Below are 22,977 nucleotides of genomic sequence, written 5' to 3' on the forward strand. Positions count from 1 at the left end.
TATACTAATTCAACGGAACACAGTTCCGCAATGCGGAACCATCAGGATCCCGAAAAAATCCTCCGCACGATCACCGAACCTGTTACGAATCTTGGATCCGCCCGCGCGGACAGCGGCATACAGCCGCCCGCCCGGCGCTTCCCCGCGCTACCGAAGGAGACCTGCATGGCTGCCAACGCCGAATTCCACTGGGCCGACCCCCTGCTGCTCGACCAGCAACTGAGCGCCGACGAGCGCATGGTGCGTGACGCCGCCGCCGCGTACTGCCAGGACAAGCTGATGCCGCGGGTGCTGCAGTCGTTCCGCAACGAGAAGACCGACATCGAGATCTTCCGCGAGATGGGCGAACTGGGCCTGCTGGGGCCGACCATCCCCGAGCAATACGGCGGCCCGGGCCTGAACTACGTCAGCTACGGCCTGATCGCGCGTGAAGTGGAGCGCGTCGATTCCGGCTACCGCTCGATGATGAGCGTGCAGTCGTCGCTGGTCATGGTTCCCATCTATGAATTCGGCACTGAGGCGCAAAAGCAGAAGTACCTGCCCAAGCTGGCCACCGGCGAGTGGATCGGCTGCTTCGGCCTGACCGAGCCGAACCACGGCTCCGACCCGGGCTCGATGGTCACCCGCGCCAAAAAGGTCGACGGCGGCTACGAGCTGAGCGGCGCCAAGATGTGGATCACCAACTCGCCGATCGCCGATGTGTTCGTGGTCTGGGCCAAGCTGGCGGGCGAAGACGGCAAGGAAGAGATCCGCGGCTTCATCCTGGAAAAGGGCTGGAAGGGCCTGAGCGCGCCCGCCATCCATGGCAAGGTGGGCCTGCGCACCTCGATCACCGGCGAGATCGTGCTGGACCAGGTGTTCGTGCCGGAAGAGAACATCATGCCGGGCGTGAAGGGCCTGAAGGGCCCGTTCACCTGCCTGAACTCGGCGCGCTACGGCATCGCCTGGGGGGCGCTCGGCGCCGCCGAATTCTGCTGGCACACCGCGCGCCAGTACACGCTGGACCGCAAGCAGTTCGGCCGCCCGCTGGCGCAGACGCAACTCGTGCAGAAGAAGCTGGCCGACATGCAGACCGAGATCACGCTGGGCCTGCAAGGCTGCCTGCGCCTGGGCCGGATGAAGGATGAAGGCACCGCCGCGGTGGAGATCACCTCGATCATGAAGCGCAACTCGTGCGGCAAGTCGCTCGACATCGCCCGCGTGGCGCGCGACATGCTGGGTGGCAACGGCATCTCGGACGAGTTCGGCGTGATCCGCCATGTGGTGAACCTGGAGGTGGTCAACACCTATGAAGGCACCCATGACATCCACGCGCTGATCCTCGGTCGCGCCCAGACCGGCCTGCAAGCCTTCTTCTGAACGCAATCCAGCGCTTGCGCACAGGCGTCGATACGACACCTGTCTTGCAAACGGCCCCGCCCTGGCGGGGCCGTTTGCATTGGTCCGGTGGGTTAAAGCGGGCCGGTTGTCCAGATTTCACGGTGGAACCGGCGTCACTGGATTGATATCCAACCCAAACGAATATAAAGTCACCACAAAATCACTCGCAGTCATATAGACATTCTCTGACATTCATCACGCCCGCTTTCGTGCATGCTGGCAATACTTTGGGTCCGACCCGCAGCGCGACCAGCTTCCGGCCGCGTTGCCTTGAAAGGGCGACGTGTCGCCACATATGCTAAGTATCAGACCGACAAATGCCGTTAGCCTCGGAGCGAAGAAAATGTCAGAATCCGCACAAACCGAACCAACCGCCCGCAAACAGGAGAAACTGATGAGCGATGTCAAGACCGTTCTGTCCGACGCCGAGGAACTGCTGAAGCAAGCCGCCTCGACCACCGGGGAAAAGGCCGCCGAACTGCGCGAGCGTGGCATGGGCCTGCTCAAGCAAGCCAAGGAAAAGGCCCAGGACCTGCAAGACGCCGTCGTAACCAAGAGCAAGGCCGCCGCGCGCGCCACCGACGACTACGTGCACGACCACCCGTGGCGCGCCGTGGGCGTGGCGGCCGGCGTGGGCCTGCTGATCGGTCTGCTGCTGAATCGCAAGTAAGCGGTTGCAATCCGGCGCGGCACGCCCATGCCGCGCCATCGCGGCAACCCGGTAGGCGGGTTGCCAATGGCCGGGGCGCCCGGGTGTTGGTGACACGATCGTTGTTGACACATTCTGACGCCGCATCCGGCCTCGCCCGCTGGATAGGTGCGTACGGCCATGCCGGCGCACCGCTCTTTCACGCCGGAGCCGCATGAGCGAAGCCACCCCTTCCCCCAAGTTCCTCGACGCCGTGCGCAACCTGGCCGGCTCGCTCGTGGCCATGGTCCAGACCCGCCTGGAGCTTGCCAGCGTGGAGTTGGCCGAGGAGCGCACGCGCTTGCTGAAGGTCGCCCTGCTGGCCTTGTTCGGGCTGGCGTTCTTCGGGCTCGGCATGGTCACCCTGACCGCCCTTATCGCGATCCTGTTCTGGGACACGTACCGCTGGCAGGCGCTGGGCGCGCTGACCGGGCTCTACCTGGTGCTGTGCGCGATCTGCCTCGGGTACGCCCGCAGCGTGCTGCGCGACGCGCCGCCGATGCTGGAAGCCACGCTCGCCGAAATCGACAAAGACCGGGAGATCCTGCGCCGATGAGCACACTAGACCCTGACGACAGCACGCCCGCACGCGAACGCGGCGAATACCCCCGCGCGCCCCGCTTCACGCAAGAGGTGCGCCTGCCGCTGGCGGTGCGCAAGGAACTGTTGCTGACCCGCGCCGCCCTCGAACGCCACGATTGCCTGCAGGCGCTGCACGCGGTGCGCGGCGGCGTGCACCGCCTGAGCACCCTCAGTGCCTGGCTGCCGCGGATCGCAAGGCCGGGCTCGTGGATGAAGGTGGTCGGCCTGACCAAGGACTACCCGCTGCTGAGCACCGCGGTGACGCTGGCGCTGCCGCTGGTCAAGCGTGCGCCGGTGCTGCGCTGGACCTGGAAACTGTCCAAGCTCGGCATGGTCGCGGGCGCGGCCTACTGGGCCTACAACACCTGGCGTGACGCCAAGGGCCAGGCGGTGCCGCCGGCAAACGTGCCGACGCCGGCCCCGGCAGGCACCCCGCCCGTCGCCGACACCGGCTTCCGCGATCCGCTGATCCCCTGACGGCGCCGGCGCCAGCCTTTTCGGCGCTGGCTCAGCCGGCGAGCGCAAGCGCCGGCCGCGCCCCGGCATCCGGGCCGGCGGGTGCGAACGGTATCGGCGGCGCAATGTGATAGCCCTGGGCAAAGTCCACGCCCAGTTCGCGCAGCCGCTCGAGCATCGCCTCGTTCTCGACAAATTCCGCAATGGTCTGCTTGCCCATGGCGTGGCCGAGGCGCTGGATCACCTCCACCATCACCAGGTTGACCGGGTCGGCCAGCATGTCGCGCACGAAGCTGCCGTCGATCTTCAGGTAGGTCGCAGGCAGGTGCTTCAGGTAGGTGAACGACGACATGCCGGCGCCAAAGTCGTCCAGTGCGAACCGGCAGCCCAGTTGCTGCAACTGGATGATGAACGCGCCCGCCTGCGCCAGATTGGCAATGGCTGCGGTCTCGGTGATCTCGAAGCAGATGCCGTCCAGCGCAATGCCGAAGCGCTGCGCCTGCTCGCGCACGAAGGCCGGGAACTGGATGTCCGCCAGCGACGAGCCTGACAGGTTGATCGCGCAGGTGGCGATCTCGGCCTGACGTCCCGCCAGCGTGGCAAACGCGGTCTCGACCACCCAGCGGTCGATCATGGGCATCAGGTTGTAGCGCTCGCAGGCGGGCACGAACGCCATCGGCGGCACCAGCCGGCCGCGCTCGTCCACCATGCGCAGCAACAGTTCCACGTGGCGTCCGGGCGGGGGCAGCGCAACCGGCTGCACCGGCACGATCTCCTGAGAGAACAGGCAGAAGCGGCCAGCGGCCAGCGCCGCGTGCACGCGGCTGACCCATTCCATCTCGCCATGGCGGGCCTGTACCACGCTGTCCAGCGGATGGTAGACCTGCACGCGATTGCGCCCGCCCTCCTTGGCCACGTAGCAGGCCGCGTCGGCCGCGCTCAGCGCCTCGGCCACGCTGCCGGTGTGCCGGTCCAGCGTGACCAGGCCGATGCTGACCCCGACCGCGAAGGTGCGCTGCCGGTGCGCAAAGCGGAAGCTTGCAATGGCGTGGCGCAAGCCCTCGGCCACGCGCTCGCCGTCGGCCGTGCCGCAATGCTCGAGCAGCACGCCGAACTCGTCGCCGCCCAGCCGCGCCAGCGTGTCGCTGCGGCGCAACTGGCCCCGCATGACCTCCGCCATCTGCCGGATCAGCTCGTCGCCGGCGGCGTGGCCGCAGGTGTCGTTCACCACCTTGAACTGGTCCAGGTCCAGGTACATCAAGGTGTGGGGGGTGCCTTGCGCGCGCGCGCGCTCGATCGCCGCGGCCAGCCGGCGCTCAAACTCGGCGCGGTTGACCAGGCCGGTCAGCGCGTCATGGCTGGCCTCGTACGCCAGCCGCGCGGCATGCGCGCGCTCCTGGGTGATGTCGTGCAGCACCACCACCACGCCGATGGCCTGCGCGGCACGGTCGCGGATCAGCGCCACCGATGGCTTGACCGCCAGCGCCTGTCCGGGCTCCCCGGCGCCGTCACGCTGCACCAGTTGCGCCGAGCGGCTGTGCCAGCGCTGGCGCAGCGCCAGCGTCACGATATCGGGCAGCGGCGCCAGGCTGTCCTCGTCGCGCAGCACGCAGACCTCGCTCAGCGGCAGGCCCCGGGCTTCGGCTTCGCGCCATCCCGTAAGAGCTTCGGCCGCGGGATTGAGCGATTGCACGCGCCCCCACACATCGGCCGTCACCACCGCGTCGCCGATCGCCTGCAGCGTGACCTGGGCACGCTCCTTTTCCGCAAACAGCTGGGTCTCGTAGCGCTTGTGCTCGGAAATATCGGTCAGCGAGCCCGCCATGCGTGCGCGCCGGCGCCCGGCGCCGCGCACCAGCCGGCCGCGGGCTCGCACCCAGAGGTAGTCGCCGGCCCGGTTGCGCAAGCGGAATTCGGCATCGTAGGGTTCGCCGCTGCGCAGGTGGTGCGCCAGCTTGGCCTCGAACGCCGACAGGTCGGACGGATGCAGCAGGCCCAGCACGGTTTCGCGCGCATGCGGCAGCTCGTCGTCGCGGTAGCCCAGCATCTGCGCGCAGCGCGGCGAGAAATACAGCTCGCCGCGGCCCAGGTGCCAGTCCCACAGGCCGTCGTTGCTGCCTTCGACCGCCAGCTGCAGCTGCTCTTCGCGCTGCGCGAGGGCCTCGCGCAGCCGGCGCTCGCGCCGCAGCGGCCCCACCGACAGCAGGATCGCCGACATCAGCAGCGCCGCCGCCATCACCGCGCTGCCGGTGGTGAGCAGCCGCGTGACCCGGCGCGACGCCTGGCCCAGGTGGCCCGAAAAGGCGCGTTCCAGCGGCGTCAGCCTGGCGTCGATCTGCGCAATATTGCGCAGCACCGGCGCGACACAGGCGTCATCGCAGCCAGGCTGGCTGGCCAGCCGCCGCAGCGCCAGCGCCTGCTCATGCAAGGCAAAGATCTCGAGATCCCCCTGCGCCCACACGCGGATGGCGGCGTCGACCTCATGGATACGGCGGAAATTCCGGTACAGGCGCACCATCCGCGGGATGTCTTCCGCGTGGTTGCCGCCCGCCAGCAGGCCCTCGTGCACGCGTTCCAGGTCGGGCTCGGCGCGGTCCAGTTCCAGGCGCGCGCGGTGGTCCCCCAGCGGGATCCCGATGGACGACAGGTAGGCGTCGAAATCGGCCGGGTCACGGTCCGCACCGTAGCGCAGCAGGTGCAGCACGGCGTGCTTCTGGCCCTTGGACCACTGGCTCTCGCCGGCAACAAAGGCGCGCGCGGCCGACAACAGGTCCAGGCTGGCGATGCTGAACAACGCCAGCGCAACGACCACCGGTACGAACGGCCAGATAATGCGCAGCACGTGCCCGCTGGCCGGCAAGGAAACGCCTGCTTGCCGCATAGGGTCTGGTTCGAAGGCCGTGTCTCGCGGCCGTTCTGAAGGCCCGCGGTCCACATGCCGCGGTTGAGCCATTGTGCTGCCCACGCCGGGCCCAAGTCTCTACCTCGAACTAGTTAAACCCACCCCCTACCATCGGGGCATGCCAGACGCAAAAAGGGCCTGTGGCGTGCGCCACAGGCCCTTCGTAATGCTGGTGGGTCGTGCGTGACTCGAACACGCGACCAACGGATTAAAAGTCCGCTGCTCTACCGACTGAGCTAACGACCCGAAAAAACAGAACCGCGATTATAGTGACGCGATTCTCGATGTGTCAAGGACGCAGGGCGCGCCATCGCCATCAGACCATGCGTTCCAGGCGCCACATCTGGTAGCGGAATGCCAGCACGGCCCCGGCCAGGATACCCGCCAGCGCGATAAATGATCCCAGCGCCAGCGTCGACACGCCCGACAGCCCCTGCCCCACCGTGCAGCCCAGCGCGGTGACCCCGCCCGCGCCCATCAGCATGCCGCCGACCATATGGTTGGCCACGTCTTCGGCATTGCCGAAGCCTTCCCAGCGGAATGTGCGCGTGGCCAGCGCATACGCGGCGGCGCCGGCGATTACGCCGAACACGCTGACGATGCCGATGGTCAGCACCTTGCTCTTGTCGCTGAACAGCATCAGCCAGTCGAGCGTGTAGGCATAGGGCGCGACAAAGCTCAGGCTTTCCATGCGGCCGCTGTTGGTCGAGACGAACAGTTCTTCCAGCGTGTTGGGGTCTTCGGCCACGTAGCCCAGGTGGCCGGACACGTACCACATCGCCACGATGATCAGGCCGACGCCGATGCCGCCCAGCAGGTTATCGAAGGTACGGAAGCCGCGGCCCGCCAGCGCCCACGCTGCCAGCACGCCGCCCAGCGCCAGACCCAGGCCCAGCTGCAGCACGCCGCGCGCGGCGCCGGTGCCCTGCGCCAGCACCGATGGCAGGTCCTGCGTGGTGGGCAGCGCCAGCGCCACCGCATCGACGGTATTGACGCGTACCACGCCGAACAGCCCGCGCAGCGTCATGTAGGCCGACAGCCCCAGGAACACGAACACCACCAGCGACTTGAGGTTGCCCGCACCGATGCGCACCAGCGTCTTGCTGCCGCAGCCGGAGGCCAGCACCATGCCGAAGCCGAACATCAGCCCGCCGGCCAGCGCCGACAGCCAGGCCAGCTTGCTGGCCGCATAGATGGTCTTGGTCGGGTCGATCGCGCCGCTCCAGGCCAGCACGCCGGTGCCGATCATGGCCACGCCGATCGCCAGCACCCACATGCGCATGCGGCTCCAGTCGCCCATGTTGACGATGTCCGAGACCGCCCCCATGGTGCAGAAGTGGGTGCGTTGCAGCAGGGCTCCGAACAGGAAGGTCAGGACAAAGGTGCTCAGCAGCACCGAACGCGACAGCGCGGCAAGATCGATTTCAGGCATGGGGGCGGGAACGGCGGGCTCAGGATCAGGCGGCGGCCTGGTAGCGGGTCGGATCGGGCACGCCGGCGGCTTCGAAGCCGGCACGGCGGATGCGACAGGAATCGCACACGCCGCAAGCGCGGCCCTCGTCGTCGGCCTGGTAGCACGACACCGTCAGGCTGTAGTCCACGCCCAGCGCGATGCCGGCGCGGATGATCTCGCCCTTGGTCATGTCGATGATGGGCGCATGCACGCGGAAGCGGTCGCCCTCGACACCGGCCTTGGTGGCCAGGTTGGCCAGGGTCTCGTAGGCCGCGACGTATTCCGGGCGGCAGTCCGGGTAGCCGGAATAGTCGACCGCGTTGGCGCCGAAGAACAGGTCGCGCCCGCCCACCGCCTCGGCCCAGCCGAGCGCCAGCGACAGCATGATGGTGTTGCGCGCCGGCACATAGGTGACCGGGATGCCGCCGGTGGCGCCGTCGGTCGGCACTTCGAGCGCGTCGTCGGTCAGCGCCGAGCCGCCGAAGCGGCGCAGGTCGAGGTCGACGATCTCGTGGCGGACGGCGCCGAGGGCAGCGGCCACGCGTTTGGCGGCCTCCAGTTCCGAGGAATGGCGCTGGCCATAGCGCATCGACAGCGCATAGGTCTCGAAGCCCTGGGCGCGGGCCATGGCAAGTACGGTGGCGGAGTCGAGTCCGCCGGACAGCAGGACGATGGCGCGTTGGGTCATGGTGCGGGGGGGGGGGGGGGCGTGCCGGGGGCGGCGCGCAAGAAATTCAGGCGAATCGCATATTCTATCGCGACAAACGAGAAAGGCCCGCCGAAGCGGGCCCTGACATGGCGGGCGGTGTCGCCGCCGACGCTTACTTCAGCGTCTTGAGCCGGTTGCTCGCCGCCTGCGCGCCTTCGGTGCCCGGATACTTGGCCACCACCTGCTCCAGCGTCTTGCGCGCGGCCGCCTTCTGGCCGGACTCGAGCTGGTTGTTGGCGATGGCGATCATCGCGTCCGGCACCTTGGGGTGCGTCGGGTTGGCGTTGACCATGTTCTGCAGCACGAAGGTCGAGCCCTTGTAGTCGCGCTGCGCGTATAGCGAGTTGCCCAGCCAGTACTGCGCCAGCGGCAGGTACGGGCTCTGCGGGTACTTTTTCACGAACGCCGAGAACGAATTCCCGGCGGTCTTGAAATCGCCCGCCTGGAACTGCTTGAGCGCGGCATCGTATTCGGGCTTTTCGCCCGGCTGCGACACACCTTCGCGGCCTTCGACCGTGACCTGCTGCGGCTCGAATTTCTTCAGGCGCGCATCGAGGTCGGCGTAGTAGTCCTTCTGCTGCTTCTGCAGCGTGTCCACCGTGTTCTGCAGCACTTCGTTCTGGCCGCGCAGCCGCGCCACTTCCTGGCGCAGGCCTTCGAGCTGGTTCTGCATCTCGAGCGTGGTGCGGCTGTTTTGCTCGATGCGCTGGGTCGCGGTCGCCTGGAAACCATTGAACTGGTCGCGCAGGCCGATGACGGCCTTGCGGGCCTCGTCATCGTCGAACACTCCGGCATGCGCCTGCGACAGCGGCAGCATGCCGCCGCCGGCCACGGCGGCGAGCCACAACAGGGTGGAAACGCGTGCTTTCATGGAAGGCGGTCCAGATCAGTAGTTGATGTCCGCGCGGCGGTTCTCGGCCCAAGAGGCTTCATCATGGCCGGTGGCCTTGGGCTTTTCCTTGCCCAGGCTGACGGCTTCCATCTGCGCGTCGGGCACGCCCATCGAGGCCAGCGAGCGGCGCACGGCTTCGGCGCGCTTCTGCCCCAGCGCGAGGTTGTACTCGCTGGTGCCGCGCTCGTCGGTGTTGCCCTGGATCAGGATCTTGCGGCCCTGGTTGGTGCCCAGGTACTTGGCGTGCGCGCCCAGCATGCCCTGGTAGTCGGCCTTGACGCTGTAGCTGTCGAAGTCGAAGTAGACGCTGCGCTTGGCCAGCGGGCCGTTCGGGTCGTTCAGCGGATCGGCGGCGGTCACCGGGGTGACGGCGCGCGGATCGGCACCCGTGCCGCCGGTGCCGGCGCCGGCATTGGCGGTATCGTCAAGCTTGACGCCGGAGCTGCAGGCGCCAAGGGCAAGCAGTGCGGCAACGGCAAGGGTTTTGGTCATCAGTTGAGGCATGGTGAATGACTCCTGTTATTGCATGAAAGGACCCCAGGACGGCTCGCGAACATCGCCGGACTGGAGGGACAGAACCTGCCGGGTACGCCCGTCAGTGGACACCGCCGCCAGCACCGCGCGACCGCCCACGCGGGTGGCATAAAGGATGTACTTGCCGTTGGCGGCGAAGCTCGGCGCTTCGTCGTTGGCGGTATCGGTCAGCGACGTCACGTCGCCGTTGGTCAGGTCCTGCAGCTGCAGCTTGAAGCCGCCCGCGCGCGAGATGTACGCCAGGTACTTGCCGTCCGGCGAAATGCGCGGGCTTACGTTGTAGCTGCCCTTGAAGGTGACGCGTTGCGCGCCGCCGCCTTCCTCGCCGGAGGCGGGCATGCGGTAGACCTGCGGCGCACCGCCGCGGTCGCTGGTGAAGTAGATGCTCTTGCCGTCGGGCGAATACTGCGGTTCGGTGTCGATGGCGCTGCTGCGCGACAGGCGGCGGATGCCCGAGCCATCGGCGTTGACCTGGTAGACCTGGGTATTGCCGTCGCGCGACAGCGCCAGCGCCAGGTGCCGGCCGTCCGGGGACCACGACGGCGCGCTGTTGTTGCCCTTCTGGTTCGACACCAGCGTGCGCTTGCCGCTGGCCAGGTCGTGCACATACACCACCGGTTTCTTGGCCTCGAACGAGACATAGGCCACGCGCGCGCCGTCCGGCGACCACGACGGCGAGATGATGGGCTCGTTGCTGGTCAGCGCCACCTGCGCGTTCTGGCCATCCGAATCGGAGATCAGCAGCTGGTAGCGGCCGCCCACCTTCGACACGTAGGACAAGCGCGTGGCAAACACGCCACGCTCACCCAGCAGCTTCTCATAGATGTAGTCGGCGATCTTGTGCGCGGTCACGCGCAACTGCGACTGGGTGACGGTGAAGGCCAGCCCGCCCAGGCTCTGGCCCTTGACGGTGTCATACAGGCGGAAGCGCACTTCGTACTTGCCGCCCGCGGCCGGGGTCACGCTGCCGGCGACAAAGGCGTCGGCGCCGCGGGTCTTCCAGCTGCCCAGGTCGACATTGGCGGACTCCGCCACGGTGGCGCCGCCGGGGTCGACATTGCGAAGACGGCCGCTGCGCGCCAGGTCCGCGCGGATGATCGCGGTCAGGTTCTGCGGGGCCTGGGCCTCGCCCTGGAAGTTGGCGGTAGCCACCGGGATCTGGCTGGCGCCGACCCCGGAGATTTCAACGTTGAGCTGCGCGTGCGCGGCGCCGGCTGCCATGGTCATGGCCGCGGCCAGCCACGCCATCAGCGCGCGCCGGCCCGCCAGCGGCACCGGCCGGCTGGCGCGGGGGGATGCGGGTGAATTTGCGTTGTGCCGCCTTGCGGACAGCCAGTTGGGGGCCCAAAGCTTTCGCATGCTGCTCCTCAGTCGATTTCAAGTTTCGTCGGGCACGACAGGCAATCGGCAACACGGGAAATGCGGCATTGCAGCGCGTGGCGCATGCCCCGTCCGCGTGCGTACCGCACCGTCGGCTGCGTCAGGCAACCTGTCATGCTAGCGCTGGGACCAGAACCCGGCGATGAAGGTTGCATTATGTTGCAAATCATGCCGTGCCGGTCACTCAGTCCTTCGGTCGGAAGGTAATGGTGAAGCTGGCCGGCGCCTTGCCGTTCTCGTCGCGCGGCAGCGGATCGGAACGCTCCACCGCGCGCAGCACGGCATTATCCCAGCCGGAGTTGCCGCTGGACTTGGACAGCCGCGCCGACAGCAGCGAACCGTCCGGCGCCAGCTGCACCGATACCACCGCGGTCGGGTTGCCCGGCACGTCCTCGGTAAAGACGATGTTCGGCTTGACCCGGCGGCGCACGCGGTCGGCATAGCCAGGCGAAGCCTTGCCGCCACCGCCGGCACCGGCGCCGGCCGCATTGCCCACGCCGCCACCGCCGGCGCCAGAGCCGCCAGCCAGCGCCTGCAGGCGCGCCAACTCGCTCTTGCGCTGGGCATTGGCGGCGGCTTCGCGCTTGGCCTTGGCATCGGCGTCCGCCTTGGCCTTGGCATCGGCCTGGGCCTTCGCCTTGGCATCCGCCTGGGCCTTGGCCTTGGCCTCGGCGGCTTCCTTGCGCTCCCGCTCGGCCTGTTCCTTGCGATCCTGCTCCTGCTGCGCGGCCTTCTTCTTCGCGTCTTCCTTGCGCTCGGCCTCGCGCCGCTCGGTTTCCTTGCGGTCAGCGTCCTTGCGCAGGGCTTCCTTGCGCGCTTCTTCCTTGCGCGCTTCTTCCTTGCGCTCGGCCTCCTTGCGCTCGGCCTCCTTGCGTGCCGCTTCCTTGCGCTCGGCTTCTTCACGCGCGGCCGCTTCGGCCCGGCGCTTCTTCTGCTCCAGCGCAATATCGGCGTCGTCCTCGACCTTGCTCTTCACCTGGGGCGGCGGCGGCGCCGGACGCGGCTGCACCACCGGCTCCGGCTCCGGCCGCGGGGGCGGCGGGGGTGCGGTAGCGGCGGGGATTTCCTCCCACAGTTCGGCCTCGGCCCCGACCGGGGTGCTGCTCTGCCAGCTCACGCCGTAGTACAGCACGATCGCCAGCATCAGGTGCATGAGGAGCGCGAGCAGGAAGGAACGCAGGGTTCCCCGCTCCTTGACCGGCTGGTAGGGATAGGCGGCGGCGGTCGTCATCAGGCGCAACGGCAATCGGATAGGCGCTTCAACGCGTCAGGAGGTCTTGGACTTGACCATCAGGCCCACGCGCTTGACGCCATCGGCCTTGAGGATGGACATCACGTCCAGCACCGCTTCGTACTTGACCGCGCGGTCGGCGGCGATCACCACCGGCTGGTCCGGGTTCTCGTTCTGGCGCTGGTGGACAAAGTCCAGCAGGCCCTGCTTGTCGAGCTTGCGCTCGAAGGCATTGCCGGCGTTGTCCTTGCCGCGCGCGGTCAGCTGGCCGCTTTCATGCACGGTGACGACGATCGGCGGCGCCTTCTGCTGCGGCGTGGCATTGGCCACGGTGGGCAGGTCGACGGTGGCGGGGCTCACGATCGGCGCGGCCACCATGAAGATGACCAGCAGCACGAGCATGACGTCGATATACGGCACGACATTGATCTCGGCGCTGGCCCGGCGGCGCGAGCCGCCGCGGCGCTGAATGGCTGCCATTGCAGGACTCCTGGAGACACCGGCCCGGGCTTGCGCCCGGACCGTTGATAGGGAATACGGTTAGCGGGTCTGCCGCTGCAGGATGTTCAGGAACTCTTCCATGAAGCTCTCGAAGCGGATCGCGAGGCGATCGATTTCGGTCGCATAGCGGTTGTAGGCGATCACCGCCGGAATCGCCGCGAACAGGCCGATCGCGGTCGCCACCAGCGCTTCAGCAATGCCGGGTGCCACCGATGCAAGCGTCGCCTGCTGCACATTGGACAGACCGCGGAAGGCGTTCATGATCCCCCACACCGTGCCGAACAGGCCGATATAGGGGCTCACCGAGCCGACCGACGCCAGGAACGGCAGGTGCGACTCGAGTACGTCCATCTCGCGCTGGTAAGCCGCGCGCATGGCGCGGCGGGCGGCGTCGAGCAGCGCGCCGGCCTCGTTGCCGCGCTCGCGCGCTTTCAGGAATTCACCCATGCCGGATTCGAAGATCCGTTCCAGCGCACCGGTGTTGTGGCGGTTGTTGACGGCACTGTTATATAGCGCCTGCAGGTCGCCGCCCGCCCAGAAGTCGCGCTCGAAGCCTTCGGTCTGGGTGCGCGCCGAACGCACCGCCAGGTGCTTGCGGAAGATATAGGTCCACGAAAACAGCGACATGACGAGCAACAGCGCCATGACGGCCTGTGCCAGCACGCTGGCGTGGAGCACCAGCGTTACGATCGACATGTCTTGCGTGACGGTCACGGGATTCATCGTGCTGACTTGATGGTGGCTAGAACGGGGTCGGGGATCGGGGCGGGACGGAAAGTGCTTTGGTCGACGCAGCCAACGCGGATGGCGCCGGTCGCGAGCAGCAGCTCGCCACGCCAGGCTTCCTGGGTGAACTGCACCGAAGCCGGGCCGACCCGGTCGATGCGCGTGCGGATCTCAAGCTGGTCGTCCAGCCGGGCGGGCGCATTGTAGTCGACCGCCGTGCTGCGGACGATAAAGACCACGCCGGCCTGCTCGGCGAGCGCCTGCTGTTCGATGCCGAGCGAGCGCAGCCACTCGGTGCGGGCCCGCTCGAAGAACTTGAGGTAGTTGGCGTAGAACACTACGCCGCCTGCATCGGTGTCTTCCCAGTACACCCGCAGGGTCCAGACAAAGTTTGTCATGGCCGCGATTGTAACGGAGAGCGATACCCGTTTCGTGTAAACCCGCAGGACGACTTTGCAACAGCAAGTTGCTGGCCAGGGCCGCGCCAGCCCTTGCCAGGGCTTGGCTGGCGGGTCCACGGCTTGCGGCGGGCGGCCGCCTCGCGCTACACTGCGCGCAACCATTCCATCTTGCGCGACTGGCGAAGTCAGTGGGTACTACCACGAGGAAGCGCAAGTTCTCTGGCGTGATTTCCTCACGCCATGGCGTTGACGCGAGTCATGCCTGCCGCTCGCCTGGGCAGCGAATGGGAAGCAGGGTGCGCCCTGCGCCGGACGGCTCCTACCCGCCGCCGGTGCCGGTCGCCGCTAGCCTTCCCCGCGCGCCCTACCCCCGATGCCCGCATCGGATTCGCTTTTTTCAGACGAGTTTCGCCATGTTCGAACGCAGCCGTTTTACGATCGACCAGATCGACCCCGAAGTCTTTGCCGCCATCCAGCAGGAAAACCAGCGCCAGGAAGACCATATCGAGCTGATCGCCTCCGAGAACTACACCTCGCCGGCCGTGATGGCCGCGCAGGGTTCGCAACTGACCAACAAGTACGCCGAGGGCTATCCCGGCAAGCGCTACTACGGCGGTTGCGAGTACGTCGACATCGTCGAGCAGCTGGCCATTGACCGCGTCAAGCAGCTGTTCGGCGCCGAGGCCGCCAACGTGCAGCCCAACTCGGGCTCGCAGGCCAACCAGGGCGTGTACTTCGCCGTGCTCAAGCCAGGCGACACCATCATGGGCATGAGCCTGGCCGAAGGCGGCCACCTGACCCATGGCATGGCGCTGAACATGAGCGGCAAGTGGTTCAACGTGGTCAGCTACGGCCTTAACGCCCAGGAAGACATCGACTACGACGCGCTGGAAAAGCTGGCGCAAGAGAAGAAGCCCAAGCTGATCATCGCCGGCGCCTCGGCGTTCGCGCTGCGCATCGACTTCGAGCGCATCGGCAAGGTGGCCCGCTCCATCGGCGCCTACTTCATGGTCGACATGGCGCACTACGCCGGCCTGATCGCCGCGGGCGTCTACCCGAACCCGGTGCCGCACGCCGACTTCGTCACCACCACCACGCACAAGAGCCTGCGCGGCCCGCGCGGCGGCGTGATCCTGATGAAGGCCGAGCACGAGAAGGCGATCAACTCGTCGATCTTCCCTGGCATCCAGGGCGGCCCGCTGATGCACGTGATCGCCGGCAAGGCGGTGGCCTTCAAGGAAGCGCTGACGCCCGAGTTCAAGGAATACCAGCAACAGGTGGTGAAGAACGCCGCCGTGCTGGCCGAGACCCTGATCGCGCGCGGCCTGCGCATCGTCTCGGGCCGCACCGAGAGCCACGTGATGCTGGTCGACCTGCGCGCCAAGAACATCACCGGCAAGGAAGCCGAGCGCATCCTGGGCGAGGCACACCTGACCGTGAACAAGAACGCGATCCCGAACGACCCGGAAAAGCCGTTCGTGACCTCGGGCATCCGCGTCGGCTCACCGGCCATGACCACGCGCGGCTTCAAGGAAGAAGAAGCCCGCATCGTCGGCAACCTGATCGCCGACGTGCTGGACAACCCGCACGACGCCGCCAACATCGCCGCGGTGCGCGAGCAGGTGTCGGCCCTGACCAAGCGTTTCCCGGTCTACGGCTGATGGTACGAGGCCGCCCGTGCGCGTGCATGGGCGGCCGGCGGCTCCGCAAGCCAGCGCCTCGGCGCGGGCTGCGGGCCTCGCCAACCCGCCCCGCCGCCGCAGAACCACAACACGGACAAGGCGATGGGGTTCAACTGAAGGTGGTCCGGCATGAAATGCCCCTTTTGCGGTCATTCCAATACCCAGGTGCTCGACACACGCATGTCGGAAGACGGCGATGCCGTGCGCCGGCGCCGCCGCTGCGAAGCCTGCGACCGCCGCTTCACCACCTATGAGCGGATCGAGCTGTTCTTCCCCGCCATCGTCAAGAAAAACGGCTCGCGCGTGGACTACGCTCGCGCCAAGCTGAAGGATTCGATGCGCCTGGCGCTGCGCAAGCGCCCGGTCTCGGCCGAGGCCATCGATGAAGCCATCACCCGCATCGAAGAAAAGCTGCTGGCCCTGGGCGAGAAAGAAATCCCCAGCAGCCAGGTCGGCGAACTGGTGATGCGCGAGCTGCGCAAGCTCGACAAGATCGCCTATATCCGCTTTGCCTCGGTGTACCGCAGCTTTGAGGATGTGTCCGAATTCTCGGACGTGCTCGCGGAAGTCACCGCGGGCAGCGGCAAGCGCTGACGCTCTCGCGCCAGCCCTGCGCTACCAGCACTGGGCCGAGGCCACGCCGGCGCGCATCCCGGTGTTTCCCTGCACCCCCAGGTGGTTGATGGTGTAGCTGCCGCAGTCGTCCCCCAGCTGCACGCCGACCGGCGTCGCCGTCGCGGTATAGCTGGTCGCCGGATTGCCCGCCACCACGGTCAGTTGGTAGTACGCCTGGCCGCCCGACTGGATCGCCACGGGGAACGCCGCGCCGGCATAGCCCAGCGCCGCGGGCGTGCCGCCATACACGTTCTGCGTGCTGAATAGTCGCTCCTGGCGCGCCGCAAGGTCGAGCAAGGCCGTCTTGGCGTCGGTGCGGCGCGACTTGCGCACATGCTCGGTGTATGACGGATAGGCAATCGCGGCCAGCACCGCGGCGATCGCCACCGCGATCATCAGCTCGATCAGCGTGAAGCCGGCGGCGGCACGCCGCGTACGGGCAAAGCCAGGCAGGGGCAGGTTCATGGTCATCAGCGCAGGCGTATCCAGTTGAGGCGGGCGCCGGCGCCGTTGGCGCCGGGATTGATCTGCGTGATAGCGCCGCTGCCGCCCACGGTCTGCTGCACCAGGTAGGGCCGCTTCTTCGCCGTCACCACCGACGGCGTGCCAGTACCGCTCAGGCCGATGCCGCTGACGATGCCGTTGTTCAGCAGCGGGAAGGTGCTGCTGTTGGTGCTGCTGAAGAACGACTGCGCGGCCGCGCCGCCGGAGGCCATCGACACGCCCATGGTGAAGCCGGACGGCACCTCGGCATTGCACGACAGTGCCTGCGATAGGGCCGAACCTGGCGGGATGGTGGTGTTCACGATCACCATGCCGTAGGCGACCACCGGGTTGTAGATCACCTGCTCGCGCGTGGCCGACGGCAGCGGCAATTGCCAGCCGTACTTGTTGTTGCCGCTCGCGCAGGCGTTCGAGCCTTGCCAGCACACCTTGTTCGCGCTGACCGTGCGCACCATCACCGTGCTGCCGGCCGCGCGCCCTTCGGCGGTAATCGATTGCTGCGTCAGGTGGGCGCCGGCAAGCGGCCGCGTGGCGCTGGCCAGCGACGCATAGCGGGCCTGGGCGCCGGCGATCGCGTTCCACCCCGCCATGTCCCAGTCCCACACGCCATATAGCGCCTGCCCGCCCGGCTCGAACACTGCTTCGCTGCCCTGGGTCTGCTCCAGCCGGCGGCCCGTGCCGAACGCCACCACCACGCGCGGCATCGCCGCAGCGCCGGTGCCGGTGCCCGGCACCGAGCCCACCGCCACCTTCGTGGAGATGGGCTTGCCACCGGTCTGCACCAGCGGGCGGCTGCCGGCGCGCCAGTGGTCCGGATTGTCCGAGGTCAGGTCGAAGCGCCACAGGTTGCCGAACACGTCGCCGGCGTAGACATAGTCGGTGATGTGGTCGCCGTCGAGGTCTGCCGGGGTGACATAGGCAATGCCGTTCTTGCCGCTGGCGCCCGCAGGATCCTCCTGGGGCCCGTAGCCGGTGCCAAGATAGCGGAAGGTGCGCGAGCCGTCGGCCGGGTTGACCAGCATGATGAACAGGCCGGCCGAACCGCTCTTGCTGCCCAGCCCGTTGCCGAATAGCACGGCCCACTGGCCGTTGTGCAGGCGGCGGATCACGGGCGTGCCATAGGTGTTGCCAAGGTTGTCGCCGCAGGCGGTATCGCCGGCGCACTGCAGCGTGTTGTTCCACTCGCCAATCACCGTGGCGCTGGCCGCTGCCGGGGTATCGCTGAAGCGCTCCGGGTCGGTCACGTCCAGCACGTAGAGTGCGCCGCCGGTCGCCGTTGCGGTCTTGCTGGCGAGCGGGCCGCCGCGGTTCGCCCCAGGCCCGAGGCCGCCGACGAGCCAGGTATGCCAGGCGTCGGCGTAATAGAGGTCGCCGGTGCCGGGCGTGGCATCGACAAACAGGTTGTGCACGTATTGCGGCGAACTGTAGGCGAGCGCCGCATTGGTCGAATGGATGGTGTCGAGCACCGCTCCGGGCATGTACGCCAGCACCTCTCGGCCGTCGTTAGGCTTGCTGGCGTCGTTGCCGACGAAGGCGCCCGCCGCGTTGTAGTAGCCGGAACGGAAGCCATGCAGCAGTCCATCATTGGCGCCCACGTAGACCACGTTCAGCCGCTGCGCCCTGGCCTGCCGGAAGGCGTCATAGCTGCCGGCCGGCTCGGGCGCGCTGGCGCTCTTGTACAGCGCATCGGTCCAGGGCCCGCTGTACGGCGATGATGGTGCGCCGACCCAGGCCGGGCTGGAATCGATGATGTCGCCCAGCACGCCGGTGCGCTTGCGGAACAGGCCGGCACCGGATGCGGCCAGCTCCTTGCTGCGGTCCCCACGCAGGTAGTCAAGGCGGTCGCCGGCCGGTGCGGCATCGCCCGCGGTCAGCCTGGACTTCAGCGCAGCGGGCAGGTTGGCATCCCAGCGCAGCGGGATACCGGTGCTGCCGCTCCAGGTCAGGATCTTGCGGCTGTCCGGCGCCTGCGCTACCACCGCGGTGCCGGTAGCCACGCAGCTGCCGCCGGTCAGGGTGCAATGGGCGTTCCAGTTGGCCACGGTGGCAATCGACACCGAATCGGTGGCGGGATCGTAGAGCAGGTTCTGCGCGCTCAGCTCGCCCCACCAGTTGGTCGGATGGTAGTAGGCCAGGTACACCTGCGAGCCCGCTTCGACCCGCGCGGACTGCTGCACGTTGGTGCCGGCCGAACTGCTGGACTGGCCCACCGGCTCGGCCTTGAAGCAGGTGATCTCGTGGACGTTGCTGCCGCTACCGGTGCCGGCCGCGAAGCCGAAGCGCAGCGCTGCCGGCACCGGTCCGTTGGCCTGGATGATGTCCTGGTCGGTGATCACCGGCGTGGCCGCGCCGCCGTTATAGCTGTAGGACATGCTCAGCAGCCCGTTCTGGGTCAGCTTGAGCGAATAGACGATGGGGATGCCCTTGGCCCGCGTTGGCCTGGACACCGCCTGCTGGTTGGCGATCTTGTCCGGCAGGTCGCTGATGCCGAGGATGCGGTAGTTGTAGGCCAGCCGCCGCGCCTTGATATCGCCGCCGTCCTTGCCGCTGCTCCAGTCCTGCACGTAGCCGCGCGCACAGGTGTTCTGCACGGCCTGCGCGCGCTTGCTGCTGCTTAGGGTGTCGGGGTAATAGGCCGGATAGGCGGCGCGCAGGCCGGCCCAGTTGGTGTCGCCCGAGCCGCGCACGCTGATCCGGTTGGCCTGGAATGCCGGGCCCGAGTCGGTGTTGTCCGCCTTGTTCGAGAAATTGCCGAACTCGTCGATGCCGATGCCGATATAGCCGCCCGCCACGCCGTCGTACGCGGCATTGGCGTTCGAGCAGCTGTAGCCCAGGCTGCCGCCCAGTCCGCCCACCGTAGGGCTCCTGCTGCCATCGGCCAGGTAGAAGCTGATGCCGTCGGCGCCGGTGCCGCGCAGGTTGTCGCCGCCATAGGTGACGGTGGAAAACGTCACCTGCAGCCCTTCCTGCATGCCGAAGGTGAACCTCGACACCACCGCGCCGGTCTGGTTGTCGCCGTTGGCGCCCTCGGCCGTGTCGCCATTGGTCAGGCGCAGCGCGCCGTAGCCCGCGGCGTCCGGCACGGTACCGCTTGCACCGCCGACCAGCTTCGAGTTGCGGTCCCGATAGTAGGTGAAACTCGACGTGGCGCAGCCCGGAATCGACCCGGTGCCGTTGCCTGCGGTCAGGCACGCGCCATTCAGCGCCACCCAGTCATACGAGGACGAAGCCCCGTTCAGGTTGTCCTGGATCACCAGTGCATGCGCCTGCCCGGCCAGGACCGCGTTCACGACGGCGCTTACGGCGGCGGCAAGGCAGGCAAGGCGTAGAGGTCGGCTCATCATTCTTTCCCGAGGTCCTTGGTGCCCGCACCAAGCTGGTAGGTGCTCTGCACCACCGCGGCGGTGCCGTCGCTGCCGCCATAGCCGGCGCCGGTCACGCGGAACAGCATCGACAGCCCATCCGGCGACAGGCCCAGATAGTGGATGTAGAGGCTGGGGGCGCGCGTGTAATTGACATCATCGCCAGTCATGCCGCCCGGGCGGCCGGCGCTCGCGACGTTCATCGACGGCGGCACATAGTCGGCCCGCGCCGGCATCCATGGCAGGTTGGCCGGGTCTGCCAGCGCATTGGCGCAGACCTGCAGATTGGCCGGATCGTTGGCGTCGATCACCGTGTTGCAGGCGGCGCCGGCCGAGCCGTTGCCCTGCCCCAGCCACCATTCGCCGAACTGCAGCGCGCCCTGCGCGGCTTCGAACGCACGCTGCTTCTCGCGCGTGTTGCCGGCGATCTTCTCCTGCAGGCCGAAGCCGCGGAACATCGTCACCGACAGCAGCGACAGGATCAGCAGAAACAGCAGGCCGATGATCAGGACATAGCCGCGCGGCGCGGCGCCGGCGCGGCAACTGGCTGGCATGGCGCGGGTCATGGGCGGTTCATCAGGCTGATGGTCTGGGTCCAGCCGAGCGTGGCCGGCTGGCCGGGCTGCCCCGCAAAGGGATTGGCAAACGTCAGCGTCACGCGCGCGGTGCGCACCTGGCCCCACAGTGCGCCGGCGGCGACCGCGCTCGCGCTCAGGTAGGTGTCGACGTTGCCGCCATTGCCGGTGTCGGTGCCGTAGCGCACCCGCAGCGCCGTGATGCCGCCGGCCAGCGGCACCGCCGCACCGCCGTTGACCGCGCAGGTCAGCTCGTTGGCGGCATTGACGGCAAAGGTATTGAGGTAGGCGACGCTGGCCCCCGAGGCATTGGCCGCGCCCTGGCAGTTCATGATGCCGTCGCCGCTGGCGGTGACGAAGCGCGCCGTCAGCGTATCGCTCGCACCGTCGGCGCCGGACTGCCCGACAATGGCCTGGCCCGCGGCGAAATCGCCAAAGGCGTTGCCCGCCAGCGCCGGCAAAGCGTCCGCCGCCACCTGGTTCAGCGGATCGGGGAAGTACCCCGCCGACTGCACCGTGTTGGCCAGCATCGTCATCACCAGGCGCTCGCTGTCCTGCAGCGCGGCCAGCCGCTCCTGGTCGCGCACCGTGCCGCGCAGGTTGAGGAACGCCGTCATCAGCGCCGCCAGCATGAACAGCGCGATGACCATCGCCACCAGCACCTCGACCAGCGAGACACCGGTCTGCCTGCGGCGAGGCAAGCCGCGCGGAGTTCGAAGCATGGCTCTCATGGCTGGACGTGCAGCGTCAGGCTTTGCGTGGCGGCCATGGCTGCGGTCTGCGCCGCGGTGGTCTGGTTGTAGGCCACGTAATGCTCGCTCCAGGTCGCGGTCAGGCTGCAACGGATCGGGCGGCTGATGTCGTTGGTGCAGTTGACCGTGGCCGCGTAGGTGGGAAAGTGCGCCGCCATATCCGCGGCCCACTGCTGCACGTCGTAGGCGGCCACCTGGATTGGCGTGCAGGCTACGCTGGCGCAGTCGGGTGCAGCGGTGCTAAGCGCGCCGGAGCTGTCCGTCACCGTGGCGCCGGACAGCGTGAACGTCGCCGGCGCCGTGCCCGCCGCCCAGAAGCCGCGGTTGCCGTGCATCGCCGCGGCCAGGCTTTCCAGCTGCAGCGCCACCAGCGAACGCCCGCGCGCAATCTGCGTATTGGCTAGCGCCGCCGCCTGCATCTTGGCCAGGCCGAGCAGCCCTACCGAGGTGATGACCAGCGTGATCAGCACCTCGATCAGCGAGAATCCGCGTGCCACGCGCCGCAAGCGCAGGCCTTGGTGACGGGTCACTGGCATGCGCCCTCCCCCGCGCGCTGTATCGTCTGCCGGCCGGCAATGTTGATGGCGATGCAGCGCGTGGCTTCGGCGGCCACCGGAGTGGTGTGCAAGGTCATGGTCAGCGCGCCGCCGGGCAGCACGGCGAAGCCATCGCGGTTATATGTCAGGAAGGTCGCGTTGGCAGGCGTGGTGAAGGTGTCGGTGGCGGACCAGCCGGCGCGGTAGTGCAGCACTTCGTCGGCCGGCGCCGCCGCGTCCACCGTTCCCGACGCATTGCGGTCGACGAACGCGATCCAGCCGCGCGCCCAGTTGCCGGCCCCCAGGCAGGCGGTGCCATTGACAGACGGGCACACGCTGACCGGCAAGCCGCGCTTGATGGCCTCGCTGCGCGCAAGCTGCAGGCTGCCGACCATCGACTGGATTTCGCTGTCCACCCGGCTGGTGCGCAGCAGCGAGACGAACGAAGGCGTGCCGATCGCGGCGAGGATCGCCACCATCACCACCACCGCCATCAGCTCGACCAGCGTCAGCCCGCGGCAGTGCCGGCGCGATGCCCGCGGGCTGACGCTCGCGCCGCGCCGGGCCCGATGCAGGTTGCCGCGAATGCCGCTGCCGCTGCAAGCCACGCGCACAGGCATGCCCGGGCCGGACATGGCCATATCGTGGTGAAGGCGGGGGGGCGCGGTTTCGCGAAGGCGAACCGTCGCCGGCATGTCAGCGCGCGGGCAGAGGTGCCGCCGCCGATGGACAAGGAACTGCCAGGATGACCCGATGCATGTTGACCCCCGATAAATGGCTTTGTTACCTGGGCAAGGCACCCCGCTCTGACGGCGGAAAGGCCAGCCCGCACCCGAAAATTCTTGTTCTATGCCTCGCTGCCGGCTGAGAAGACGGGCAACGGGATGCCGCGAATAGCGAAATCGTTACGACTTTGCAACACCCGCGATAGTGGGGAATTTGATAATTCCTGTCAATTACATCGCGCAGGGTTCGGCGGTCGGGCGGCGCTGCGTTGGGCCGCCGCAACTGCCCGCAAGCAAGCGTGGCAATCGGGCGCGGCATGCCCCCGCTTAACACAATGGTGCGGATTTCCCCGCTTTACGTTTCGGCACGTTCGCGGCCGGGACGGCTCGC

22 protein-coding genes, 1 tRNA gene and 1 riboswitch are annotated in these 22,977 nt (G+C 67.8%); of the genes, 6 read left to right on the forward strand and 17 right to left on the reverse strand.

The genetic code is table 11. The annotated features are described in order from the left end of the window. Positions 1 to 165: 165 nt before the first annotated feature. The 4 genes from E5S69_RS18385 to E5S69_RS18400 all read left to right on the forward strand — a co-directional run bounded on the left by E5S69_RS18385 (position 166) and on the right by E5S69_RS18400 (position 3,127). Positions 166 to 1,359, forward strand: coding sequence for an acyl-CoA dehydrogenase (locus tag E5S69_RS18385; protein WP_171516075.1), 1,194 nt, complete (start codon positions 166 to 168; stop codon positions 1,357 to 1,359). A 364-nt stretch (positions 1,360 to 1,723) separates the two neighbouring features. Next, the gene (locus tag E5S69_RS18390) at positions 1,724 to 2,050 is read left to right on the forward strand and encodes a DUF883 family protein (RefSeq protein ID WP_010813729.1); all 327 of its coding nucleotides are present in this window, start codon (positions 1,724 to 1,726) and stop codon (positions 2,048 to 2,050) included. 193 nt (positions 2,051 to 2,243) lie between these two features. Beyond that, entirely contained in the window at positions 2,244 to 2,624 is a 381-nt protein-coding gene (locus E5S69_RS18395) for a phage holin family protein (protein ID WP_171516076.1), read from the forward strand. Then, entirely contained in the window at positions 2,621 to 3,127 is a 507-nt protein-coding gene (locus E5S69_RS18400) for a DUF3318 domain-containing protein (protein WP_171516077.1), read from the forward strand. Before E5S69_RS18395 ends, E5S69_RS18400 begins: the two co-directional genes overlap by 4 nt. Positions 3,128 to 3,158: 31 nt before the next feature. Here E5S69_RS18400 and E5S69_RS18405 read toward each other — a convergent pair whose 3' ends face one another. The 11 genes from E5S69_RS18405 to ybgC all read right to left on the reverse strand — a co-directional run bounded on the left by E5S69_RS18405 (position 3,159) and on the right by ybgC (position 13,832). Next, positions 3,159 to 6,059 carry an EAL domain-containing protein gene (locus tag E5S69_RS18405; protein ID WP_171516078.1) on the reverse strand — a complete coding sequence of 967 codons (2,901 nt, stop codon included), beginning with the start codon at positions 6,057 to 6,059 and terminating at the stop codon, positions 3,159 to 3,161. Between the two features lie 119 nt (positions 6,060 to 6,178). Continuing rightward, positions 6,179 to 6,254: transfer RNA gene (locus E5S69_RS18410), tRNA-Lys, on the reverse strand. Between the two features lie 70 nt (positions 6,255 to 6,324). Continuing rightward, the gene (locus tag E5S69_RS18415) at positions 6,325 to 7,440 is read right to left on the reverse strand and encodes a YeeE/YedE family protein (RefSeq protein ID WP_171516079.1); all 1,116 of its coding nucleotides are present in this window, start codon (positions 7,438 to 7,440) and stop codon (positions 6,325 to 6,327) included. Positions 7,441 to 7,465: 25 nt separating this feature from the next. Then, positions 7,466 to 8,149 carry a 7-cyano-7-deazaguanine synthase QueC gene (gene queC / locus E5S69_RS18420; RefSeq protein ID WP_171516080.1) on the reverse strand — a complete coding sequence of 228 codons (684 nt, stop codon included), beginning with the start codon at positions 8,147 to 8,149 and terminating at the stop codon, positions 7,466 to 7,468. A gap of 133 nt (positions 8,150 to 8,282) precedes the next feature. Further along, entirely contained in the window at positions 8,283 to 9,041 is a 759-nt protein-coding gene (ybgF, locus tag E5S69_RS18425) for a tol-pal system protein YbgF (protein WP_171516081.1), read from the reverse strand. A gap of 15 nt (positions 9,042 to 9,056) precedes the next feature. Beyond that, a complete protein-coding gene (gene pal, locus E5S69_RS18430) occupies positions 9,057 to 9,566 on the reverse strand; it encodes a peptidoglycan-associated lipoprotein Pal (RefSeq protein ID WP_171516082.1) in 510 nt (169 codons plus the stop codon). 15 nt (positions 9,567 to 9,581) lie between these two features. Beyond that, on the reverse strand, positions 9,582 to 10,955 hold the full coding sequence (tolB, locus tag E5S69_RS18435; protein ID WP_171516083.1) for a Tol-Pal system beta propeller repeat protein TolB: 1,374 nt from the start codon (positions 10,953 to 10,955) through the stop codon (positions 9,582 to 9,584). A 205-nt stretch (positions 10,956 to 11,160) separates the two neighbouring features. Continuing rightward, on the reverse strand, positions 11,161 to 12,207 hold the full coding sequence (gene tolA / locus E5S69_RS18440; RefSeq protein ID WP_171516084.1) for a cell envelope integrity protein TolA: 1,047 nt from the start codon (positions 12,205 to 12,207) through the stop codon (positions 11,161 to 11,163). Between the two features lie 36 nt (positions 12,208 to 12,243). Then, positions 12,244 to 12,687 (reverse strand): protein TolR, encoded by a 444-nt coding sequence (tolR, locus tag E5S69_RS18445; RefSeq protein WP_171516085.1) that lies wholly within the window; start codon positions 12,685 to 12,687, stop codon positions 12,244 to 12,246. A gap of 60 nt (positions 12,688 to 12,747) precedes the next feature. Beyond that, the gene (gene tolQ, locus E5S69_RS18450; protein WP_012353556.1) at positions 12,748 to 13,431 is read right to left on the reverse strand and encodes a protein TolQ; all 684 of its coding nucleotides are present in this window, start codon (positions 13,429 to 13,431) and stop codon (positions 12,748 to 12,750) included. Beyond that, positions 13,428 to 13,832 carry a tol-pal system-associated acyl-CoA thioesterase gene (gene ybgC, locus E5S69_RS18455; protein WP_171516086.1) on the reverse strand — a complete coding sequence of 135 codons (405 nt, stop codon included), beginning with the start codon at positions 13,830 to 13,832 and terminating at the stop codon, positions 13,428 to 13,430. Before ybgC ends, tolQ begins: the two co-directional genes overlap by 4 nt. A gap of 165 nt (positions 13,833 to 13,997) precedes the next feature. Continuing rightward, positions 13,998 to 14,121, forward strand: a riboswitch (ZMP/ZTP riboswitch). A gap of 127 nt (positions 14,122 to 14,248) precedes the next feature. On the opposite strand from ybgC, the gene glyA reads away from it, so the two are divergent. Both glyA and nrdR read left to right on the forward strand, forming a co-directional pair. After that, a complete protein-coding gene (gene glyA, locus E5S69_RS18460) occupies positions 14,249 to 15,496 on the forward strand; it encodes a serine hydroxymethyltransferase (RefSeq protein ID WP_171516087.1) in 1,248 nt (415 codons plus the stop codon). Between the two features lie 150 nt (positions 15,497 to 15,646). Continuing rightward, complete coding sequence (gene nrdR / locus E5S69_RS18465) at positions 15,647 to 16,111, forward strand: transcriptional regulator NrdR (protein ID WP_012353559.1); 465 nt, start codon at positions 15,647 to 15,649, stop codon at positions 16,109 to 16,111. Positions 16,112 to 16,132: 21 nt separating this feature from the next. Here nrdR and E5S69_RS18470 read toward each other — a convergent pair whose 3' ends face one another. Genes E5S69_RS18470 through E5S69_RS18495 form a run of 6 tightly spaced genes read right to left on the reverse strand, consistent with a single transcriptional unit; the run spans position 16,133 to position 22,496 of the window. Beyond that, positions 16,133 to 16,597, reverse strand: a complete 465-nt coding sequence (locus E5S69_RS18470; RefSeq protein ID WP_171516088.1) for a type IV pilin protein — start codon at positions 16,595 to 16,597, stop codon at positions 16,133 to 16,135. A gap of 5 nt (positions 16,598 to 16,602) precedes the next feature. Then, positions 16,603 to 19,980, reverse strand: coding sequence for a pilus assembly protein (locus E5S69_RS18475; RefSeq protein ID WP_171516089.1), 3,378 nt, complete (start codon positions 19,978 to 19,980; stop codon positions 16,603 to 16,605). Further along, on the reverse strand, positions 19,977 to 20,564 hold the full coding sequence (locus tag E5S69_RS18480; RefSeq protein ID WP_171516090.1) for a pilus assembly PilX family protein: 588 nt from the start codon (positions 20,562 to 20,564) through the stop codon (positions 19,977 to 19,979). Before E5S69_RS18480 ends, E5S69_RS18475 begins: the two co-directional genes overlap by 4 nt. Beyond that, positions 20,561 to 21,295 (reverse strand): PilW family protein, encoded by a 735-nt coding sequence (locus tag E5S69_RS18485; RefSeq protein ID WP_236901377.1) that lies wholly within the window; start codon positions 21,293 to 21,295, stop codon positions 20,561 to 20,563. Before E5S69_RS18485 ends, E5S69_RS18480 begins: the two co-directional genes overlap by 4 nt. A gap of 5 nt (positions 21,296 to 21,300) precedes the next feature. After that, positions 21,301 to 21,861, reverse strand: a complete 561-nt coding sequence (pilV, locus tag E5S69_RS18490) for a type IV pilus modification protein PilV (protein ID WP_171516092.1) — start codon at positions 21,859 to 21,861, stop codon at positions 21,301 to 21,303. After that, complete coding sequence (locus E5S69_RS18495; protein ID WP_171516093.1) at positions 21,852 to 22,496, reverse strand: GspH/FimT family pseudopilin; 645 nt, start codon at positions 22,494 to 22,496, stop codon at positions 21,852 to 21,854. Before E5S69_RS18495 ends, pilV begins: the two co-directional genes overlap by 10 nt. Between the last annotated feature and the right edge of the window lie 481 nt (positions 22,497 to 22,977).

The organism is Cupriavidus necator, from assembly GCF_013141915.1.
Lineage (GTDB): Bacteria > Pseudomonadota > Gammaproteobacteria > Burkholderiales > Burkholderiaceae > Cupriavidus > Cupriavidus necator_B.

What these genes read in the sequence shown, in the direction of transcription:
- E5S69_RS18385 (WP_171516075.1), top strand. Translation starts at nt 166, where the DNA reads ATGGCTGCCAACGCCGAATTCCACTGGGCCGACCCCCTGCTGCTCGAC.
- E5S69_RS18390 (WP_010813729.1), top strand. Translation starts at nt 1,724, where the DNA reads ATGTCAGAATCCGCACAAACCGAACCAACCGCCCGCAAACAGGAGAAA.
- E5S69_RS18395 (WP_171516076.1), top strand. Translation starts at nt 2,244, where the DNA reads ATGAGCGAAGCCACCCCTTCCCCCAAGTTCCTCGACGCCGTGCGCAAC.
- E5S69_RS18400 (WP_171516077.1), top strand. Translation starts at nt 2,621, where the DNA reads ATGAGCACACTAGACCCTGACGACAGCACGCCCGCACGCGAACGCGGC.
- E5S69_RS18405 (WP_171516078.1), bottom strand. Translation starts at nt 6,059, where the DNA reads ATGGCTCAACCGCGGCATGTGGACCGCGGGCCTTCAGAACGGCCGCGA.
- E5S69_RS18415 (WP_171516079.1), bottom strand. Translation starts at nt 7,440, where the DNA reads ATGCCTGAAATCGATCTTGCCGCGCTGTCGCGTTCGGTGCTGCTGAGC.
- queC (WP_171516080.1), bottom strand. Translation starts at nt 8,149, where the DNA reads ATGACCCAACGCGCCATCGTCCTGCTGTCCGGCGGACTCGACTCCGCC.
- ybgF (WP_171516081.1), bottom strand. Translation starts at nt 9,041, where the DNA reads ATGAAAGCACGCGTTTCCACCCTGTTGTGGCTCGCCGCCGTGGCCGGC.
- pal (WP_171516082.1), bottom strand. Translation starts at nt 9,566, where the DNA reads ATGCCTCAACTGATGACCAAAACCCTTGCCGTTGCCGCACTGCTTGCC.
- tolB (WP_171516083.1), bottom strand. Translation starts at nt 10,955, where the DNA reads ATGCGAAAGCTTTGGGCCCCCAACTGGCTGTCCGCAAGGCGGCACAAC.
- tolA (WP_171516084.1), bottom strand. Translation starts at nt 12,207, where the DNA reads ATGACGACCGCCGCCGCCTATCCCTACCAGCCGGTCAAGGAGCGGGGA.
- tolR (WP_171516085.1), bottom strand. Translation starts at nt 12,687, where the DNA reads ATGGCAGCCATTCAGCGCCGCGGCGGCTCGCGCCGCCGGGCCAGCGCC.
- tolQ (WP_012353556.1), bottom strand. Translation starts at nt 13,431, where the DNA reads ATGAATCCCGTGACCGTCACGCAAGACATGTCGATCGTAACGCTGGTG.
- ybgC (WP_171516086.1), bottom strand. Translation starts at nt 13,832, where the DNA reads ATGACAAACTTTGTCTGGACCCTGCGGGTGTACTGGGAAGACACCGAT.
- glyA (WP_171516087.1), top strand. Translation starts at nt 14,249, where the DNA reads ATGTTCGAACGCAGCCGTTTTACGATCGACCAGATCGACCCCGAAGTC.
- nrdR (WP_012353559.1), top strand. Translation starts at nt 15,647, where the DNA reads ATGAAATGCCCCTTTTGCGGTCATTCCAATACCCAGGTGCTCGACACA.
- E5S69_RS18470 (WP_171516088.1), bottom strand. Translation starts at nt 16,597, where the DNA reads ATGAACCTGCCCCTGCCTGGCTTTGCCCGTACGCGGCGTGCCGCCGCC.
- E5S69_RS18475 (WP_171516089.1), bottom strand. Translation starts at nt 19,980, where the DNA reads ATGATGAGCCGACCTCTACGCCTTGCCTGCCTTGCCGCCGCCGTAAGC.
- E5S69_RS18480 (WP_171516090.1), bottom strand. Translation starts at nt 20,564, where the DNA reads ATGACCCGCGCCATGCCAGCCAGTTGCCGCGCCGGCGCCGCGCCGCGC.
- E5S69_RS18485 (WP_236901377.1), bottom strand. Translation starts at nt 21,295, where the DNA reads ATGCTTCGAACTCCGCGCGGCTTGCCTCGCCGCAGGCAGACCGGTGTC.
- pilV (WP_171516092.1), bottom strand. Translation starts at nt 21,861, where the DNA reads ATGCCAGTGACCCGTCACCAAGGCCTGCGCTTGCGGCGCGTGGCACGC.
- E5S69_RS18495 (WP_171516093.1), bottom strand. Translation starts at nt 22,496, where the DNA reads ATGTCCGGCCCGGGCATGCCTGTGCGCGTGGCTTGCAGCGGCAGCGGC.